Origin of the sequence: Pseudomonas matsuisoli (assembly GCF_014647635.1) — a bacterium.
Lineage (GTDB): Bacteria > Pseudomonadota > Gammaproteobacteria > Pseudomonadales > Pseudomonadaceae > Pseudomonas_P > Pseudomonas_P matsuisoli.
In genome coordinates this window covers 217,175-236,407 of record NZ_BMPO01000009.1, presented here as the reverse complement: position 1 = coordinate 236,407, position 19,233 = coordinate 217,175, and the positions used below count along the sequence as shown (strand labels likewise).

Genomic DNA, 19,233 nt, shown 5'->3' with positions numbered 1-19,233 from the left:
GGAGCGCAGCGCAATCTACACAACAAGCTCGAGGCTTAAGGGCGGGTGCGGCTTGCGGTCCTCCCCCGATGATCAGTCGGGGACTATCGCCTCTTTGGAGACGGGAGTCGACATACAAGGGCGGGTAAAAACCGCGGAACTCCTCAGCTCTGCTGGCGTACTGGGTCGTTTTGCGACGCGGTTGTACGGGCAATGGACTGGTCGACGATCTGGCCTTCCGGTGCAGCGGGTGTCGTTTCGGTTTCGGCCATGGACTTGCGGAAACCCTGGATAGCGCCACCCAGATCGCTGCCAACGTTGCGCAACCGTTTCGTACCAAAAACCACCGCTGCGACGATCAGGATGACGACCCAGTGCTTCCAATCGAAAATGCCCATTACCGCTTCCTTCTGCCTGTGAAAGCGGCATTTTGCGGGCGCTTTGTTAACGTGGGATGACGAACGTGTGGCGTCGCCATGTCTTTGCAATCTTCTCCCGTTTTACTGTCCGTCGATGATCGATGGAGGCGGGGCCGTGGTAAGACAGCGGGGCGTAGCGTTACTGATGGCGCTCTGGGCGCTGGCACTGGTGGGGCTCCTGCTGCCAGGGTTACTTGCCGCTGGCAAGGTGCAGATCCAGAGCGCCCGGCTCAAGGAAGGGGACCATGTGGCTCGCTCTCTTTTGGCAGGTGCTGAGCGAGTGGCCGTCACCGGACTGATGAGCGCTGCCGCCCGAACGCAGCGAACTTTCTGGCAAGCGATGCGCGGTGAAGTGCTGGCCTATCGGCTTGAGGGGGCTGACATTCGCGTCGAGCTACGCGACTTGAATAGCTGCTTCAACGTCAACGCACTTGCCGGTCCTGATAGCGAACGCGCCATAGAGCAGCTGGTTTATCTGCTTGAACATCGCGCCGGAGGTTTCGATGAGCCCGGCCTTACCGCTCAGTCTTTCGCGCAACGATTGGCGGACTGGGTGGATAGCGATGGTCAGATGCGCGAGCAGGGCATGGAAACCCTCGAAGCACAACGCCTGACGCCACCGGCAATCGTGGGCGATCAGTTGATGGTGGATGCCAGTGAGATCGACCTCGTGCCGCCTCGTCGCTCAGGACGCATATGGCGTTACCCAGAGCTTTGTGCGTTCTCCGATGCGGGCGGTTGGCGACTCAATGCCAATGCACTGACCCTGCGGGACCTGCCCTTGCTCGATGCGCTGTTTCTCGGTCGTGTACCTCAAAGCCTCTTGCAACGACTGATCACGGCTCGGCCATCCGATGGCTATAGAAACCTGGAGGCATTGCGTAGCGCGGTTGGCAGTGGCAGTAGCGAGGAAGCATTCGCGCTCATGACCCAGAGGCTGGTTCTCAATGGCTCGCAGTTCCTGTTGGGCGTCGAGATCCAGCGGGACGGGCAGCGATATCGATACGTCCGACACCTCTTGGCCGAGGGCGTCAGCCGCTGGAACGCGCACGTTCCCGCACAACGCGTGAAGATGCTCGCGCGACAGAACATGACGTTGTGGGAGCCGGGGGTAGGGGTGGTGTTTTAGTCCACCGCTGTCTGCTTTGGAGGAGCCAGCAGGGCCGTTTGGCTTTTTGAACAGCCCAAACACGATCGATAATACTGTGTTGCCCGAGCGGACATGATCGCCAGCAAGCTGGCTCGTAGAGAGCTCTGTCGGTAGGCAGCGTTTGGTCGGCCTTCTGATACAGCGACTACTTCGCGGCAGTAGGCCAACGTTCGTGAGCTGAGAGAGCACTGCTGTAGGAGCCAGCTTGCTGGCGATCGCTTTGGGACCATCGCAATGCGCGGAAGGACGAGGCCGTGCGTTCCACGCCAAATCAGGCTGCTCAAAAACAACTTCGCCCGGACATGCCGGGCGAAGTCTTGAACTTACGAACAGTACTTATCAGACGCCAATCTGGCCGCCATCGATCTTCTGGATAACCACAGTCGAGGCGCGTGGGCGTACCTCCGTCCCTGTTGGCGTGACCGTGGTGGCATCCAGCGCATCGTACGGCCAGTTACCCGGATGCTGAACGTTGACGAACATCGTCGTCAGGTCTGGTGTAAAGGCGATGCCCGTGATTTCGCAACCGTTCGGGCCTACCAGCATGCGACGCAGCGCGGTCTGGTTCTCCGCGGTTATTTCCGAACGATTGCCTTCAGCATCGACAATCCGCTCCGGAATTACAGCCAACAACTGGTCGTTGGTGTAGTCCGCAACGGCGTTACCGCTGTTGTCGGTTTCGATCCAGAGAATGCCGCGGCTGTCGAAGGACAGACCGTCTGGACCTGCGAACTGGTTCAGCTCGGTCAGGCCGGAAAGGTTGGTTGCAGCGGTATCGTCATCCGAACCAAAGACGAAGATGTCCCAGTTGAAGGTCGTCTCGCTGGCGTCGGTCCAGCGGATGATGTGGCCGTTCACGTTGGGTACACGCGGGTTGGCCGCATTGGCTTCGGTGCGGCGGCTGTTGTTGGTGAGCGTTAGGTATACGTCGCCATTCGTGGGGTGCACGGTTGTCCACTCTGGGCGGTCCATCGGGGTCGCCCCGACAGCATCCGCGGCGCCACGAGTATTGAGGATGATGCCTGGGAGATCGGTATACAGATCAGCAAGGGTGCCACCGCTCTGGACGGTTGTTTCCGGTACTAGCGGTAGCCAATCACCGGAGCCGTCGTCGTTGAAGCGGGCGACGTAAAGCGTGCCGTTGTCGAGGTATTTGGCACCCGTGGCAAGACGGTCGGACGGGTTCGTATCAGCTGGATCCCACGCAGCATCCGACACGTACTTGTATACGTACTCGAACTGCGCGTCGTCGCCCATGTAGTAAACGACGGGTTCGCCAGCAACCAGATTGCCGTACGCGGCGCCCTCGTGTCGGAAGCGACCCATAGCCGTGCGCTTGGTCGCCAGAGTGCTTTCATCGTACGGATCGATTTCGACGATATAGCCGTAACCGTTGGCTTCGTTGCGGTAATCGGTCGTAGCGGAGCCTCCTGCTGTTGGCGTGATATTGAACCGGCTGAATTCGCCTGTGCCCGACGCTTCTTCCCCGGCAGCCGTTTCCCAACCGTAGTTGGTTTCTTCCGTCTCGATACCGATACGATCCTGATCGGCGGGGGTTTCTGCCTGTGTATTGAGGAAGATTCCCGGCCAGTTCTCTTCACATGTCAGGTAAGTGCCCCAAGGCGTGTAGCCATTGCCACAGTTGTTGTTAGTGCCGCGAGTGCGGGTGCCATCGGCGGAGAAGGGCGTGATGAGCGCTGCATTACCTGCGAGCGGACCCGCAATGGCCATTTCTGTCGCCGAGGTAAAACGACGGTTACGATTGTCGAGCGCGACTTCCCAGACGCCTTCGGCATTACGACGAATCAGGTATACACCCGCACCGTGCGCGTTGATTTCCTTGCGGACTTCTTCGGCTGGGCGAACGCCGTTGTTATTGGTTGCGCCGTTGGGGTGCAGCGCATCTTGATCGATGTACTCGTAGTTGATAGCGAGCAGGCCTTCGGTGCTGGAGTCATTCAGCGGGAAGAAATGCATGCCGTCGTGATGCATACCAGCCGAGTTCGCTTGGTCTTCCGACGTATTGTTGCCAGTCTCATCCCAGGCTCTCGCCATGTTGTTAAGCGGCGTGCCCCAAGGAGCGAGCACACGAGCGGTGTAACCGGCGGCTATGGCGATGGCATCGATTTTCGAGCCCGGGATGGATTCGAAGCCCAGTTGCAGGCTTGGCTCCGGGGTAGGCTCGGTTACGCGATCGTCATCATCGTTATCGCTACCGCCGTCGAAACAGCCGGTTAAGCCCGCGCCCGCGATCATGGCGATCGCTGCGCCCAGGCCACCTTTCATGACGGTCCGGCGGGACAGGAATCGGTCGATGACGGCATCCAGCGGTTCGTTGCCGCTCTGGTTTGCCACACGGTCGGTGCTCGTGAACTTGCTCATGCAGTCTGGCTTCCTTGGTTATAGGTGGTCACGGAAGCCACGGACTTTATGGGGCGATTGTTATATGAAGTTGACTGAAATATGACGGTTTTCCGTCTCGCTTAAGTTTGCGTCAAATTTCTGTAACCGCACGGTCATGCTTGTCATGAGCCTGTCACTTTTCGTCCATTAGCATGCGGGCCTCTTCAAGGTAAGAAGCAGGTTTGCGGCATGGGTAATGTGGGACGACGCCAGCTCATGGGATGGCTGGCAGCAGGCGCGGTAGCACCTTGGCTCGCCGGTTGCGCGAGCAGTGCTGCGTCCCGTCCGAGTTCGCCCGGTGCCGACCTCAGCCTGTTCTACTTTGCCGATACGTTGGACGCACGTGAGCCCGGTTGGCCGGTGGTGCCACGGGTTCGCCTCGGTCCGGCACGGCGTATTGGTGCCGCTCCCTGGATGACGGGAACCGATGCCTTGGCCGCGTCCGGAACACGGGATAGCCGGGTTGCCCCGTTGCTTGATGCCGGGCAAGTCAACTCGCAACGCTATGGTGGGTACGCCGTGCTGGCTGCACGTCTCGATGAGTTGCGCCAGGCAAATGGACGGGAGCGCAGTCTCACGCTCGAGAATGGCCAATGCTGGAACGGCAGTGGCCTTACCTACCTGACCCAGGGCCAGGCCGGGCTGGCTGGCAGCCAGATGTTAGGCAGCGAAGCGCGAGTGAGCAGCGATGAGCGCGTGCTGTGGCCGGACCATTGTGCGGCGCTGTATCGGCAATTCAGTGGGCCGGTACTGGGTGCGACCCTGGATCCCGAGGGGCATGAAAAATTAGGCACGACGGCCTATCGCATCATCCAGAAGCAGGGGCTGAACATCGCCCTGGTCGGCGCTACCGATCCCTATGCGAACGACCAACCCGCCACGCTCGCGGAATGGTTCGCGCGGCTCGACCGATCGGTGCAAAAAGCCCGGCAGGAAGCGGACCTCGTCATCGTCATGGCGGATGTCGGTACGGGAGCCGGGCTTTGGCTCGCTGAGCGCTTGGAGAATGCGGACTTGCTGCTCTGTGCGCGTGGGCAGGATCTCTGGCCAGCGCTGATTCCTGTCGCACGACGTGACGGCACCAAGCTTCCTGTATGCCTGCCGGGCACACGAGGAGTCGGCTTCTTCGAGATTCGTTGCCAAGGCCGCGATAGCGGATGGCAATTCACCGCGCAGTTTCATCCGGCGCTGGCGAGCGCGGTATCACGACCCGGCGCGATGCAACCCTATGTGAACGAGCTTGGTCAGGCGCGCGTGGCACATGCCAATTGGCTGGACCAGCGCCTTGCCCAGGCCCCCGGCCCGCTGTGGCGCAGGGATGTATTCGGTGGCAGCTGGGATGCACTGATCGGCGCTGCGCTGAATGAAGGCAAGCAGACCCCGAGCCTGCTGCCGGGCCTTCGTTATGACGTTCCCTTGCAGCGGGGCGAATGGATTACCCGCGAACATCTGCTGGCCCTGAGTGGAGGCTACGATGCCGCTGTGCTCGATCTGCAAACCAGTCGTCAGGGCTTGCATGACCTGCTCGAAGAGGCGGCCGATCAACGTTTCAGCGAGCCGCTGATTCTCGACAACAGCCAGGACATGCCGCGCCTGCTCAATGCGCAATGGTCCTGCCGTTACGGCGCGCCATCCGGGCAGCGCATCAGCGCCGTCGATGTGGGCGGGCAGCCGGAGAGCTTTGCCTGTCGTACCTTCACTCCCAAAGGTGTCTCGGGTAATGGCGAGCCGCTGTGGCAGTGGATCGAGCGTTATCTGAGGGCCCAGCCGGTGCAGTGGTCCGTCGCGAGCCTGCCGCGCCCGCAGGTCAATTTCATCGAGGGGCATCCGGGCTGGCATCCGCTCGCCTCGGGTGATGCAGCTTCCATAAAGGGAGCACCGCAGGCATGAGCGTCGCCTGGGCACGCCCCTTGGCGGTCCGTGGGTTGATCGCCATCTGGGTGCTCATCGCCGCGTGGCTCGGCGCGCGACTCATCGCTGAAATGCGCACCTTGGCGTTGCCCGTAACGCTTGCATCGGCTCCGGTGGCGATGGACACGACCGACCCTTGGCTCACGCGGCACTGGTCGGTGAACCAGAGCGGTGATCTGCCCCTGACCCGGCTGCCGATTCAGTGGCTCGGCGCCATTCGTGCCTTGCCCGTCGACGGTTCAGTTGTCGTCCTCGGCTACCTGAAGCGTCAGTACACCCTGACCATCGGCCAGGAAATTGCGCCGGAACTCGTGCTTGCCGGCATCGATGAACAAGGGCTAGTGCTGGACAACGAAGGGCGCCGCGAACGGCTGCTCTGGCCTGCACCTAAGGCCATGGTCGGCCTGGTCGAGTTTGGCAGCGAGCAGATGCCTGCGCCGGTGGCCGCAACGCCCCGTGAGCGGCTGGATCTGGACAGCCTGCTCAAGCGCATCCAGGCGACACCCGTGCTCGATGACGGCAGCGTGATTGGTTACCGCCTGCAGCCTGGAGCGGAACCCACATTGTTCGCACGCCTGGGCTTGAAGCCGGGCGACGTGTTGCGCCGCATCGATGAAATATCGGTGGCCGATACGACCGCGCTCATGAAGCGCATGCCGCAATGGCGCGAAGCGGATTCGATGATTCTTGAACTGGAACGCGAGGGCCATCCGTTGACCCTCGCCGTGGAGCTGTCGCTGTGAGAAGAGGTTTGCCCCTGGCCGCTGGATTGTTCGCTGGCTGGCTATCCCTGGCATCTGCTCAGGAGTCACCACGTTTCGAAGTTAATTTCCAGAACGCCGAACTCACCGAATTCATCGACAGCGTCAGTCGCATCACTGGGCGTACCTTCATCGTCGACCCTCGTGTCCGTGGCTCTCTGAGCGTTCGCGGGACCGCGCCTCTTACTGCAAACGAGGTGTACGCGATGTTCCTCTCCCAGTTGCGGGCCAATGGTTACGCCGCGGTAGAACTTGAAGACGGTCGCGTGAAAGTTCTGCCGGACCAGGCCGCGCGCATGGAGCCGTTGCCCGTGGAGATGGGGGAAGGTAATTCGCAAGCCTCGGCCGACACCATCGCCACACGCGTGTTCTCGGTACGCAATGGCAACACCGAACAACTGCTCGGCATCATCAAGCCGCTGGTGGACCCTCGTGTGGGGGTCATCACACCGTATCCGTCGAGCAACCTGCTGGTCGTGACGGACTGGCGCAGCAATCTTTCTCGCATCGGGCAACTGGTGAAGCGGCTGGACAATGTCAGCGATGAGCCCGTCGAAACGCTCCCACTGCGTTATGCCCAAGCGAAGGAAACCTCCGGGCTGATCGAAAAAATGTTGGCCAGCCGAGGGCAGGGCGGCAAGCAGGGCCAGATTCTCGCGGACGAGCGCAGCAACTCACTGATCGTGCGTGGTGATGAGTCCACTCGGCGTGAAGTGCGGCGGCTGCTGGCGCAGCTCGATGTCTCTCGCGAACAGGCCAGTAATACCGAAGTGGTGTATCTGCATCACGCCAAGGCGGAGGAGGTCATCAAGGTGCTGCGCGGGCTTTCTGGCGACGTAAGCCTGGATAACTCCGCAGAAGTACCGATCGATAGCCCGCTGCCCACGCCGGGCGGTGCCGTTGCTGCGGAACCCACCGTCGAGACGACCCGTACGAGTACTGTCCGTACGGGCGACAGTCTGCGTCTGGAAGCGGATACCGGAACCAACGCCATCGTAATGGTCGGGCCACCGAGCGAGATCCAGTCCTATCGACGCATCATCGAACAGCTCGACATTCGCCGTGCTCAGGTGGTGGTCGAGGCGATCATCGCGGAGATCTCCGACACCAAGGCCAACGAGCTGGGCGTGCAGTGGCTGTTCTTGGATCGCGACGGAAATATACCGGCGGGGAGCGTGAATTTCACGACGGGCACGCCGATCAACAGTATCGCGGCGGCAGCCGCCGCGAACGACATCAATACCCTGGGCGGGCTGCTTGGCGCCGCGCAAGGCATCACGGCTGGCGTCGGCCGCATCAGTGGCAGCGGCATCAACTTCATCGCGCTGCTTCAGGCCATGCGCAGCGAAAGCGGCTTCAACCTGTTATCGACACCGACACTGCTGACGCTGGACAACGCCGAAGCGTCGATCATGGTCGGCCAGGAAGTCCCGTTCCTCACCGGTTCCATCACCAGCAACAACGCCAACCCATATCAGACCATCGAGCGCCGTGAAGTGGGCGTGAAGCTGCGGCTGAAACCGCAGATCAACGAAGGCAACACCGTGCGCATGGAGATCGTCCAGGAGGTGTCATCGATCGCCGACGATGCCAGCGCCAGCGATGTGATCACCAACAAGCGCGAGATCAAGACGACGGTGATGGTCGAGGATAACGGCCTGGTGGTGTTGGGCGGTTTGATCAGTGACGAGGGTCGTGACAGTGCCCAGCGCGTGCCGCTGCTGGGCGATGTTCCCGTACTCGGCAACTTGTTCCGGGCGAACGCTCGCTCGCGCAGCAAGCAGAACCTGCTGGTGTTCATCCGCCCGCGCATCCTGCGCGATCCGATGCTGCTGCAACAGGTGAGCGAAGAAAAGTACAAGGACATGCGCGAAAGCTTTCCGGGGCGGGTACCTGCCATGAACGAAGCCCTTTCGCCATCCTCACCGGTCACGCTGCGTAGCCTGTATCCATCCTCGCGCGCTCGCCTGGAAGGATTGCAACCATGATCGATACGGCGCGCCAGCCTTTGCCCTATCGCCTGTCGCGCCAGGCCGGGATCGCCATCCAGTGGGAAGCGGCCGGATATCGGTTGGTGTGTCGCGAAGCGGTAGATCTCTCCGTGCTTCAGGAAGTGCAGCGCCGCCAGGGCCCGCCGTTGGGTTGCGAATGGTTGCCAACTGAGGTGTTCGATCAGCGTTTGGGGCATTTGCATGCCGCCAGCCAGGCGAGCACGGAGGCGCTGGTCGAGGGGATTGGTGAGCATGTCGATCTCGATAGCCTGATGCAGGACATGCCCCGCATCGAGGATCTGCTGGAAAGCGAGAACGAGGCGCCGGTCATTCGGCTCATCAATGGATTGTTCGCCGAGTCGCTGCGGCTGGGTGCATCGGACATCCACATCGAAACCTTCGAGCAGGCACTGCTGGTGCGCGTCCGGGTGGATGGCGTGCTGCGGGAAATCCTGCGACCGCCGCGTGCTTTGTCAGCAATGCTGGTGTCGCGGATCAAGGTCATGGCGCGCTTGGACATTGCCGAGAAACGCCAGCCGCAGGATGGCCGCATCACCGTGCGTACCGCTGGGCGTGACGTGGATATTCGCGTATCGACGTTGCCCGGCATCCATGGCGAACGGGTGGTCATGCGGATTCTCGACAAGCAAGCGAACCTGCTCGCGCTGGATCGTCTGGGCATGCCGGAAGCGGTCGAGCGTGATCTGCGCGCCGCGCTGGCGCAACCTAACGGCATCATTCTCAGCACGGGCCCGACGGGCTCGGGCAAGACGACCACGCTCTACGCCAGCCTGAATCTGCTGAACGAAGGCAGCCGCAACATTCTCACCGTGGAAGACCCGGTTGAATACGCGATCCCAGGCATTGGACAGACGCCACTCAATCCTCGCGCCGGCTTGACGTTCGCCAGCGGTCTTCGCGCCATCCTGCGTCAGGACCCGGACGTCATCATGATCGGTGAGATTCGTGATGTGGAAACGGCTGGTATCGCAGTGCAGGCCAGCCTCACCGGCCACCTCGTGCTATCCACGCTGCACACCAATAGCGCGCTCGGCGCCATCACTCGGTTGCGTGACATGGGCGTCGAGCCCTTCCTGTTGGCGTCCAGCCTCAAGGGCGTCATGGCGCAGCGATTGGTCCGCCGGTTGTGCGCCGAGTGCGGCACCTGGCGCGAACGTCGTCCTGCCGAAATCGATCTGTTGCCTGGGTTGGAACGTTTGGCTCAGTTGCGCCACGCACCGGGGTGCGAAGCCTGCAACCACACGGGTTACAAGGGGCGGCTCGGGCTCTACGAATTCATCACCCTGGATATGGAACTGGCGGATCGCCTCTACCGTGGCGAGAGCGAAAGTGAAATGGCGCGCTATCTCGAAAGCCGTCGTCTGAGCCTTCGAGAGCATGCGTTACAGGCGCTGGAGGCGGGCGATACGAGCCTGGAGGAGGTGCTGCGTGCAGTGCATGGGTAACGGAGGCTACGGACGATGCCGACCTATCGCTATCTGGCGCTGAACCCGGAAGGGCGCCGCATTCGTGATGTCATCCAGGCGGAAAGCGAACGTCACGCGCGCCAGTTATTGCGCGACAAGGGATTGTTTCCTCGGGACTTGCGAGCCGCGAACGAAGCCCGCTCAACCGCTGGGCGAGGACGACTCGATGCCAACCAGCTCACCGACTTCACTCGCCAACTCGCGACGCTGGTTGGCGCTGCGATTCCCTTGGCGGACGCACTGCAAATGCTGGAGCGTCAAGCCAGCCAGGCGAAGGTCCGTGCCTTGCTGTTGGATCTTGTGGCGCAAGTTCGAGAGGGCTATGCGCTGGCTGATTCCCTGAAGCGACACCCGCGCAGTTTCGATGAGTTGTATCGCACGCTCGTCGCGGCAGGCGAGAAGGCTGGTCGGCTCGGGCCGGTGCTGGAGCGGCTTGCCGACTATCTCGAACGCGTCCAGCGCCAGCGTCACAAGGCGCGCACGGCGTTGATCTACCCGATGGCGCTGATGGTGGTTTCGGTCGCGGTCGTTGCGGGCTTGATGACGTTCGTGGTGCCCAAGCTGACGGAGCAATTCACTCAAGGCGGCATGCAGCTGCCGCTGATTACGCGCGTGCTAATAGTCATCAGTGATGGGCTGGTGACGCTCGGGCCGATCCTTATCGCCTTGTTCGCGGCTGGCGGCTTCGCTGTATCACGCTTGCTACGTCAGCGTCGTTGGCGATTGCGCTGGGATGGCGCGCTGTTACGGGTCACGCGTATTGGTGAGCTGGTGCGTGTGCTCAACAGTGCACGGTTGGCGCGGAGCATGGCGATTCTGGTGAACAGCGGCATTCCGGTACTCGAAGCGCTGAACGTCAGCCGCGCCACTGTTGGCAACCAGGTGATGCTCGATGCGCTCACGGGTGCGATCGAAAAGGTGAAAGCCGGCATTGGCCTGGGACGCGCGCTCGACCAGAGCGCCGTGTTCCCGCCGATGCTGGTGAACATGGTCGCGAGCGGTGAGTCGAGCGGGACGCTGGACCACATGCTCGAACGCGTCGCGGATTCGCAGGAGCGCGACTTCAACCAGCAGGTCGACACCGCACTGGCGCTGTTCGAGCCGGCGATGATCCTGATTCTGGGCGGCATCGTGCTGTGCATCGTGCTCGCCATCCTGCTGCCGATCATGCAGCTCAACCAATCCTTGAACCTCTGATGAAGGAGCACGCACGTATGCGTCATTTCGTTTCAGTTCGGGCCCGTCAGCGTGGCTTCACACTGATGGAAATCATGGTGGTGATCTTCATCATCGGGCTGCTCGTGGCCATCGTTGCGCCCAACGTGCTGGACAACCAGGACAAGGCGATGCAGCAGAAGGCCAAGGCCGATATCGCTAGCCTCGAACAATCGCTGGACATGTATCGGCTCGACAACCTTCGCTATCCCACCGCCGAACAAGGCCTTGCGGCATTGGTAACTAAACCCGGTGCATCACCGGAGCCGAAGAACTACCGCGCCGATGGTTACATTCGCCGATTGCCCGACGACCCGTGGGGTGGGCAGTACCAATACCGCGTGCCTGGCCAGCACGGTCGCATCGATCTTTATTCGCTCGGCGCGGATGGCGTGGAAGGTGGCGAGGGTCAGGATGCCGACATTGGTAACTGGAACCTGTAAGTGAAACGCCGAAGGCTGCAGGCCGGCTTTACCTTGCTCGAATTGATGATCGTGCTGCTGGTCATCGGCCTGATGACGGGCATCGGTATTGCACTTTTGGGCGACTCCGCCGGCCAGCGTCAGCGAGCGAAACTCGGCAGTCTTGCGAGTGAGTTCCGGCTTGCGCGAGAAACGGCGTTGCGGACCGGTCAGGTGATCGGCTGGTACTTAGCGGATGACAGCTATCGGTATCTCCGACTGCGGGCTACGCCGCAAGGGCCGCGCTGGAGCGACTTGAACGATGACGGGCTACGCGACGGTGCATGGCCTACGGATTTCGCTTTGGCGGGGCCGAGGTCGGCAGCGCCGCAGATGGTCTGGTTGCCCAATGGTGAAAGCGAGGGCGCACGTTTGCAGTTCCGTAGCGAAGCGCGCACCTATGTGGTTTCGGTCAGCCGGCTCGGTACCGTGTCGGTGGACGATCAATGAGCACCAGAGATGCGGGCTTCACGCTGCTGGAGGTCATGGTCGCGCTGTTCATCGTGGCGCTGCTGGCCGTCACCGTCAGCGGGGTCGTCGGCCAGCGCGTGGACATTGCGGCCACGGTACAGGATCGCGACTTCGCCGCGCTGTGTGGGCGTGAACTGCTCGCACGCTTTGCACTGCAAGGGCGTGGCGATACCAGCGGCGAACTCGTTCAGGGCGGCCGCATCTGCTACTGGCAACTGGTAGGAAATGGCAGGCAAGTGGCTGGCATCGACAGCGCGACCTTGCAGGTGCATGGCAACACGGATGAAAGACAACTACTCGGTGAGTGGCCTGTGTATTTCGGGCAGGTGAAGCCATGATCGCCATCGGCGCGGAGCGTGGGATGACGCTGATCGAGGTTCTGTTGGCCGTAGCGTTGACTGCGTTGCTGGGGATCACGTTGGCCACGTCGCTCAATCTTTGGTTCGGCGCCAAAGAACGCATGGCGACATCCGAGCCGGTGGCATCTCGCTTGTTGTCGCTGTGCGACGGCTTGGAACGTCGTTTCGACGCACTGGTGCTGCGCGGGCTTCACGAGCATCGCCTGCCGCTGCCGGCACAGCCTTTGGATTGGCGCGCCGATGAACAGCGGCTGGATTGGGTCGCGCTGGACGGCATGCCTGTCGCGGGCGGAAATCAGGCCGGGCGGCTGCGGCGGCAAAGCCTGGTCTGGGACCGGGAAAACCAACGACTTGGCGTTGCCAGCAGTGCTGATCTCGATGCCCTGGCCGAGCCAGGATGGTCGGCGTCGCTGACATTGAATCGCGTCGAAGCGTTGGTGGTGGAGTTCTTCGATGGTCTGCGCTGGTTAGCCTATCCGCCCGCAGGGGGAGCGAATGGCACTGCGGGTGTGCGTTTGACATTGCAAGTGCAGGGCGAGCCTTTCGTCTGCACGTTTGTATTGCCTGACACGGTTTGAACACGATGATGAAAGCGCTTTCTCTACCCAACCTTACAGGCAAGCGGTCACGCCGTTCACCAAGCACGTCGGCAAAGGCTGATGCCGGGATACTGTTAAGGACGCAGCATCCCGGCATGCCGGGCGAACACAACAGCGTTGCGCAGTTGCGCTTCGGTGAAGGCGAGGGTGACGCATCTTCGGTCGTCATCCTGCTGCACGGCCAGGACTGCACGTTGTTCGACATCGCTGCGCCCAAAGGCATTCGCCAGAACGAGTGGGGCACATTGATCGAGGATCTGACGCTCGATGACCCGAAGGACCTGCACATCGTCTGCCTTGGCCGTCATGCCGGACGTTTGCAGTTGCTGGTGATGGCGCGCGAGTTGATCGAAGCCTGGCGAGCCTTCTGTGATGAGGGCGGGTTGAACGTTGCTGCCTGCTGGGTGGACTTTCAGAGGCTTCCGGCTCCGGGCGGAGACAACGCCGTGTGCCAGCTCGACGGGGAAACGGTGCTTCTTAGAGCCAATATCGAGGGGGTGGAACACTGGTTGTGCTGGCCTCACGATCAGTTCGAACGGCTGCCTCCCGTACTCGCGGCGAAGTCACTCGAATGGGTTCAGGGCGATATGAGCGGGGTGGCGTGTGCCCCTGAAGCGGTGAACCTTTGGCCGGGTCGCACGTCACGACGGCCACGTGCTGGTTCGCCTATCGGCTCCTTTCCCCGGGCACTGCTGCTGGTGATGCTCATCACCGTGACATTGGCGGGTCTGCTCGCCGTGGTGCTCTACTGGCAGGCGAATCGGCAGGAGGCGTCGCTGGAGCAGGCGATAGGTGAACGTCTGGGAATTTCAGGGGCCGCCCTCGATGTTCAGCGGGTTCGCCGCACCGTTGATTTCGCGCTGGCGTTCGACGCGCGACGCCATGCCGAAGAACGCCAACAGCAGCGATTTGCGCAGGCATTGTCTGGTTGGCTCGCGGAGAATCGTGGCTGGTCGATTCGTGGCTGGTCGCAGGACGCCTCCCGGCTGACATTTTCCCTAGTCTCGGCAGCCGGTGATCTGGCGGAAGAATTGCGGGATGTCGTCGCCGCTGACATGGGCGTACCGATCGCACAGATTTCCCTGACAGAAGTGGACGATGGCATCGAGCTGACGTTCGACCCGACCACGGAGACCTCCATAGATCGCCCAGATTGAGTTCATGAATTTCCCGTAGGGCGGGTGAAACCCGCGGCTCTTAAGGTATATCCACGCGGGTTATACCCGCCCTACGGCGTCTACAACCGAAGAGGTCCAATGAAAGAAGATGTGATGCGTCATTGGCGGGCCTTTAGCCCTGAGCATCGCCGGCTTGCAGTCGGCGCGGTGGTCATCGTCATGCTTGCGCTGGTGTTGGTCATGCGCTCGTTGAATGCTGGCGCGCCGGGAGCGCGCGGTGTCGATCGCGATGTGACCTGGAACGAAATCTGGAGCGATCTGCAGCGCCTTCGCGTCGCCGAGCCCATGACGGCGGAGGCATGGCGCCGAGCCCTGCCAGATCTCGCCATCACCGATGCGGTGTATGACGACCCGCTATGGAGCCTGACGGGCTCGGCATCCGAGTTGGCGGATGTGGACGCTTTTCGGGCATGGGCGCGCGAGCGGGGCTGGTATGTGCAACAGGCCCGTATCGTTGCCCGGGAGCGTGTACATTTCAGCCTTACGCTATCGGCCGCTCTGGTAAGGAACACCCCGTGATCTCGTTGTTGTTGCGCACTCTGTTAGGCCTCGTGGCGCTGGTCGTCTTCCTGCTGGCATTAGCGTTGTATTGGCCTGCCGCCGATTGGCTGCCTCGGGTGCTGCCGCCACATGTCCACATCGATGGCGTTTCGGGGGCGTTGCATGAAGGGCGCATCGAGCGTGTGAGCAGCAACAGCTTCAGTAGTGGGCCTTGGCAATGGCATTGGAGTACGCCGACGCGTATCGACGTGCAGTTGGGCGAGACGGAGGACCGACCCTGGACGCTTCAGGTGACGGGTTGGCCGGGCTCATGGAATGCGGTGACGCATGGTGGAGATGCGCGCTGGTGGCAAGGCGTTCCACTGTTCATCGGTGCGTTCGATGGCACGCTGCAATGGTCCGGGAGCTGGCGCTCTTGTGAAACGAGCCAGGGGCGCTTGCAGGCAGACTCGACTTTACTGTTTGTGCCTTATCCGCTGGCGATGGGAACAGCCACTGTCACATCCAGCTGCAGCAAGACGCCGATGCTCAATGCGAATGTCCGGCTGGAGAATGCTCATGAGCTGAACGCGCAGTTCGATCTGGCCCGCTGGCAGGGGCGCGTGAACGGACCGGTCGAACCATCCAGTGCGTTGGGACGAGTGATGCGTACGGCGGGGTTGTTGAAGGAAGGGCAACGGCAGGTCGATCTTCGCTTCTAACGGCGTATTCACGATCTTTGCTAGCTAGAACCACTTGGTGGTTAGGCACTGCACTGCTTGTGTGGGAGCGGGCCGTGCCCGCGAAGTGGACTCAAGCTCACCACTACGGTGCTCCTTATGCATCCCATCGCGGGCATGGCGGATGGCCGCCCCACTGATCGCCGCCCGGCCCGCTCCCACAGATGCAGTTGACGCGCCTTAAGAACGTCCAACCGGTGTTCTCGTGGCTCGCCAGCCTGCGCTCGGCATAGAATGCCACGGTGAATCACCTTTCCGATCCTTCCTCTTTATCCACGCCGCTCAATGGCTTCGTGCTCACGCGCCATTGGCGGGACACGCCTGCGGGTACGGAAGTCGAGTTCTGGCTCGCTACCGAGAGCGGCCCGCTTCGTGCGCGCGTCCCCGCACAGCCGAATGTAGCGTTCATCCCCGCAGAGCAGGAACCGCTTGCCCGGACCATCGTCGGGCGTGAACGCGGTGCGACCTTGCGGCCACTGGAGCTGAAGGATTTCGAGCATCGCCCTGTGCTGGGCCTGTATTGCGGTAGCTATCGGCAGTTGCTCGGTCTTGAGCGCACGCTTCGCGATGCGGGCGTCGATGTATACGAAGCCGACATCAAACCGCCGGAGCGTTATCTGATGGAGCGCTTCGTGACCGCGCCGGTTACGGTCAGCGGGCGTATGGTGGACGGTGTACTCGTGGACGCGCAGCTCAAGCCAGCGCCGGATTATCGACCCCGACTGAAACTGGTCTCGCTGGACATCGAAACGACATCGCGTGGCGAGTTGTACTCCATCGGCCTGCACGGCTGTGGTGAGCGGCAGGTGTACATGCTAGGCCCGGAAAACGGTGACGCGTCAGCGGTCGACTTTGCTCTGGAATATTGCGAGACCCGCGCCGAATTATTAGAGCGCTTGAACGACTGGTTCGAGGTGCACGACCCGGACGGCATCATTGGCTGGAGCGTGGTCCAGTTCGATCTGCGCATCCTTCACGAGCATTCGCAACGCTTCAATGTGCCGCTGAAACTGGGTCGCGGCGGCGAGCTCATGGAGTGGCGTGAGGTCGGGCAGAACGGCCATTTCGTGGCGCTTGCAGCCGGGCGGCTGATCATCGACGGGATCGAGGCGCTGCGCTCGGCCACCTGGAGCTTTCCATCCTTTAGTCTGGAGAACGTCTCGCAGACACTTTTGGGCGAAGGCAAGGCGATCGACAACCCGTATCAGCGGATGGATTCCATCAACCGCATGTTCGCCGAGGACAAGCCGGCGCTGGCCACATACAACCTCAAGGACTGCGAGCTGGTTTCGCGGATATTCGAGAAGACCGAGTTGCTGACGTTCCTGTTGGAGCGCGCCAGTGTCACGGGGTTGGCAGCCGATCGCAGCGGCGGTTCGGTAGCGGCGTTTTCGCATCTGTACCTGCCGCGTATGCATCGGCAGGGGTTCGTCGCGCCCAGCCTGGGGCAAAAGCCACCGACCGCAAGCCCTGGCGGCTTCGTCATGGATTCGCGACCAGGGCTGTACGACTCGGTGCTGGTGCTGGATTACAAGAGCCTGTATCCGTCCATCATTCGAACCTTCCTTATCGATCCGGTTGGCTTGGTGGAAGGGTTGCGGCAACCCGACGATGCGGCGTCCGTTGAAGGCTTTCTCGGTGCTCGATTTTCCCGAACTTCGCACTGTTTGCCCGCCATCGTCGAACGGGTGTGGGAAGGGCGCGAAGCGGCCAAGCGCGAGGGCAACAAGCCACTGTCCCAGGCGTTGAAGATCATCATGAATGCCTTTTATGGCGTTCTCGGTTCCAGTGGTTGCCGGTTCTTCGATCCGCGCCTGGCGTCGTCCATCACGATGCGCGGGCACGAGATCATGCGCCAGACGCGTGAGCTGATCGAGGCTCAGGGCTACACGGTCATCTATGGCGATACCGATTCCACCTTCGTGTGGCTCGGCCACGCGCATGCGGAAGGCGATGCAGCCCGTATCGGTCGCGAACTCGTCGTGCATGTGAATGCCTGGTGGCGCGCGCATCTGGCGCAGGGCATGGGATTGAAGAGTGCGCTGGAGCTGCAGTTCGAAACGCATTTTCGCCGCTTCCTGATGCCGACTATTCGAGGGGCCGAGGAGGGCAGCAAGAAGCGCTATGCCGGGTTGGTAGAGCGCGACGATAGCAGTCAGGAGATGGTGTTCAAAGGGCTCGAAACGGTGCGTACCGATTGGTCGCCGCTGGCGCAACGGTTTCAGCGTGAGCTGTACCAACTCATCTTCACGGGCGAATCATGCGAGGAATACATTCAGGACTACGTGCAGCGCACGCTCGCCGGGGAGTTGGATGAACTGCTGGTTTACCGCAAGCGCCTGCGCCGCGCCCTGGACGAGTACACGCGCAACGTACCGCCCCATGTCCACGCGGCGCGCCTGGCCGACGAATACAACGACCGCGAGGGCCGGCCACGCCAATACCAGAGGCGGGGCACTATCAGCTACGTGATGACGGTCGCCGGCCCCGAACCCCTGGAAATACAGCGCTCGCCCATCGACTACGACCACTATCTGCATCGGCAGCTCGAGCCGGTCGCCGATGCCATCCTGCCATTCATAGGGCTGCGTTTCGCGACGTTGCTGGATCGGCAGATGGGCTTGTTCTAGGAACGTTGTTAAGGCCTAGACGATGCCACCCACGGCTCTCACGCGATGACTCTAAGCGCTTGGAGAGCATGGAACCCATACCCGTTTAGCGCGAATAAATTAAGGTCCATTGGTATGAGAGTCCACGCACACGTTGCCGGAGGAGGAATCTCAGATGCCCTTAATTCATGTTTATGTGTCTCAAGATACGTTTTCATCCGATGATAAAGATCAGCTCGCTGAAGAACTGACCACTACCCTGTTAGAGGCAGAGGAGTTGCCGCTCGAGCCTTTCCAGAAATCCACGGCCTGGATCTATTTTCATGAGCTCCCCGAACGAGCGATTTACCACGGCGGGAAATCTCAGGGCACGCGTATCGTGGCTTTAGAGATCAGCGTGTTTCGCGGTGGCCTGGATGATGCGAAAAAACGTGCTTTGTATAAACGGATGACGGAGATTGTCGGACGGTATTTAGGCATCGAGGCTAACGCCCGCGTGCCCTTGTTCATAGTCGTACGCGATGTCGATCCCATGGACTGGGGCGCATTCGGTGGAACTACCGATATTTCTGAGTTGCGGCGCCCGGATATAGGGCTCGATCCCATCTGAGTCGATCGCTTCTTCGGCTGGTAAGCGGCGCGGCGGGTGTCGGTCAGGAACGCATCGAGCATTTGAATGCACGGTTGTTCTGAGCGGCCGATCGCCAATCGGCGCTTGAACTTCATCCGATCTTGTTCGACCTTGGTTGGCAATCGAACACCCGGAGGCCTGAATGAACGAACTCAAACGCCAACTGGAATCGCTGGATCGCGCCTTCAATCACACGATCGAAAAACGCGGCCACGCCGTTCTACTGACCTTGATCGATCCCGTGCATAACGTGACCGTTGAGCGTGCCTTCGCCGCCCGGCATATCACCGAGGCGGATTCAATGAAACACGTCATACAGGACGCTCTCGACGAGCTTATGGCCAAGAGCTGAGCCCCCGTTTCGTCGCCGGTAGAGACGAAACGGGGGC

General features: G+C 61.2%; 18 protein-coding genes. 16 read left to right on the top strand and 2 right to left on the bottom strand.

The window, feature by feature from the left end:
- Positions 1-143: 143 nt before the first annotated feature.
- Positions 144-377, bottom strand: a complete 234-nt coding sequence (tatA, locus tag IEY47_RS18305) for a twin-arginine translocase TatA/TatE family subunit (RefSeq protein WP_188985351.1) — start codon at positions 375-377, stop codon at positions 144-146.
- A 136-nt stretch (positions 378-513) separates the two neighbouring features.
- Here tatA and IEY47_RS18300 point away from each other — a divergent pair, with 136 nt between their 5' ends.
- A complete protein-coding gene (locus IEY47_RS18300) occupies positions 514-1,527 on the top strand; it encodes a type II secretion system minor pseudopilin (RefSeq protein WP_229779511.1) in 1,014 nt (337 codons plus the stop codon).
- Positions 1,528-1,887: 360 nt separating this feature from the next.
- Here the strand turns inward: IEY47_RS18300 and IEY47_RS18295 are convergent, their stop codons facing one another.
- Positions 1,888-3,930, bottom strand: coding sequence for a PhoX family protein (locus IEY47_RS18295; RefSeq protein WP_188985347.1), 2,043 nt, complete (start codon positions 3,928-3,930; stop codon positions 1,888-1,890).
- Positions 3,931-4,140: 210 nt separating this feature from the next.
- Between IEY47_RS18295 and IEY47_RS18290 the strand changes: the two genes are divergently transcribed.
- The 15 genes from IEY47_RS18290 to IEY47_RS18220 all read left to right on the top strand — a co-directional run bounded on the left by IEY47_RS18290 (position 4,141) and on the right by IEY47_RS18220 (position 19,196).
- On the top strand, positions 4,141-5,841 hold the full coding sequence (locus IEY47_RS18290; protein ID WP_188985345.1) for a bifunctional UDP-sugar hydrolase/5'-nucleotidase: 1,701 nt from the start codon (positions 4,141-4,143) through the stop codon (positions 5,839-5,841).
- Positions 5,838-6,605 (top strand): hypothetical protein, encoded by a 768-nt coding sequence (locus IEY47_RS18285; RefSeq protein WP_188985343.1) that lies wholly within the window; start codon positions 5,838-5,840, stop codon positions 6,603-6,605. Before IEY47_RS18290 ends, IEY47_RS18285 begins: the two co-directional genes overlap by 4 nt.
- The gene (gene gspD / locus IEY47_RS18280; protein WP_373293631.1) at positions 6,602-8,611 is read left to right on the top strand and encodes a type II secretion system secretin GspD; all 2,010 of its coding nucleotides are present in this window, start codon (positions 6,602-6,604) and stop codon (positions 8,609-8,611) included. The genes IEY47_RS18285 and gspD overlap by 4 nt, the downstream gene beginning before the upstream one ends.
- Positions 8,608-10,080: a GspE/PulE family protein gene (locus IEY47_RS18275; protein ID WP_188985341.1), complete on the top strand. Its 1,473-nt coding sequence runs from the start codon at positions 8,608-8,610 to the stop codon at positions 10,078-10,080. The genes gspD and IEY47_RS18275 overlap by 4 nt, the downstream gene beginning before the upstream one ends.
- Before the next feature lie 15 nt (positions 10,081-10,095).
- Positions 10,096-11,298 (top strand): type II secretion system inner membrane protein GspF, encoded by a 1,203-nt coding sequence (gene gspF, locus IEY47_RS18270; protein ID WP_188985339.1) that lies wholly within the window; start codon positions 10,096-10,098, stop codon positions 11,296-11,298.
- Positions 11,299-11,315: 17 nt separating this feature from the next.
- Positions 11,316-11,759: a type II secretion system major pseudopilin GspG gene (gspG, locus tag IEY47_RS18265; protein ID WP_188985337.1), complete on the top strand. Its 444-nt coding sequence runs from the start codon at positions 11,316-11,318 to the stop codon at positions 11,757-11,759.
- Positions 11,760-12,227 carry a GspH/FimT family pseudopilin gene (locus tag IEY47_RS18260; RefSeq protein ID WP_188985336.1) on the top strand — a complete coding sequence of 156 codons (468 nt, stop codon included), beginning with the start codon at positions 11,760-11,762 and terminating at the stop codon, positions 12,225-12,227.
- Positions 12,224-12,586 carry a prepilin-type N-terminal cleavage/methylation domain-containing protein gene (locus IEY47_RS18255; RefSeq protein ID WP_188985334.1) on the top strand — a complete coding sequence of 121 codons (363 nt, stop codon included), beginning with the start codon at positions 12,224-12,226 and terminating at the stop codon, positions 12,584-12,586. The genes IEY47_RS18260 and IEY47_RS18255 overlap by 4 nt, the downstream gene beginning before the upstream one ends.
- Positions 12,583-13,185: a prepilin-type N-terminal cleavage/methylation domain-containing protein gene (locus tag IEY47_RS18250; RefSeq protein ID WP_229779510.1), complete on the top strand. Its 603-nt coding sequence runs from the start codon at positions 12,583-12,585 to the stop codon at positions 13,183-13,185. The genes IEY47_RS18255 and IEY47_RS18250 overlap by 4 nt, the downstream gene beginning before the upstream one ends.
- A gap of 116 nt (positions 13,186-13,301) precedes the next feature.
- Positions 13,302-14,363 (top strand): type II secretion system protein GspL, encoded by a 1,062-nt coding sequence (locus tag IEY47_RS18245; RefSeq protein ID WP_188985333.1) that lies wholly within the window; start codon positions 13,302-13,304, stop codon positions 14,361-14,363.
- Positions 14,364-14,462: 99 nt separating this feature from the next.
- On the top strand, positions 14,463-14,903 hold the full coding sequence (locus IEY47_RS18240; RefSeq protein ID WP_188985331.1) for a hypothetical protein: 441 nt from the start codon (positions 14,463-14,465) through the stop codon (positions 14,901-14,903).
- Positions 14,900-15,586 carry a hypothetical protein gene (locus IEY47_RS18235; protein ID WP_188985329.1) on the top strand — a complete coding sequence of 229 codons (687 nt, stop codon included), beginning with the start codon at positions 14,900-14,902 and terminating at the stop codon, positions 15,584-15,586. Before IEY47_RS18240 ends, IEY47_RS18235 begins: the two co-directional genes overlap by 4 nt.
- A 260-nt stretch (positions 15,587-15,846) precedes the next feature.
- Entirely contained in the window at positions 15,847-18,234 is a 2,388-nt protein-coding gene (locus IEY47_RS18230) for a DNA polymerase II (RefSeq protein WP_188985327.1), read from the top strand.
- A gap of 154 nt (positions 18,235-18,388) precedes the next feature.
- Positions 18,389-18,823: a tautomerase family protein gene (locus tag IEY47_RS18225; protein WP_188985325.1), complete on the top strand. Its 435-nt coding sequence runs from the start codon at positions 18,389-18,391 to the stop codon at positions 18,821-18,823.
- A gap of 163 nt (positions 18,824-18,986) precedes the next feature.
- Positions 18,987-19,196 (top strand): hypothetical protein, encoded by a 210-nt coding sequence (locus IEY47_RS18220; protein WP_188985323.1) that lies wholly within the window; start codon positions 18,987-18,989, stop codon positions 19,194-19,196.
- Positions 19,197-19,233: the final 37 nt, after the last annotated feature.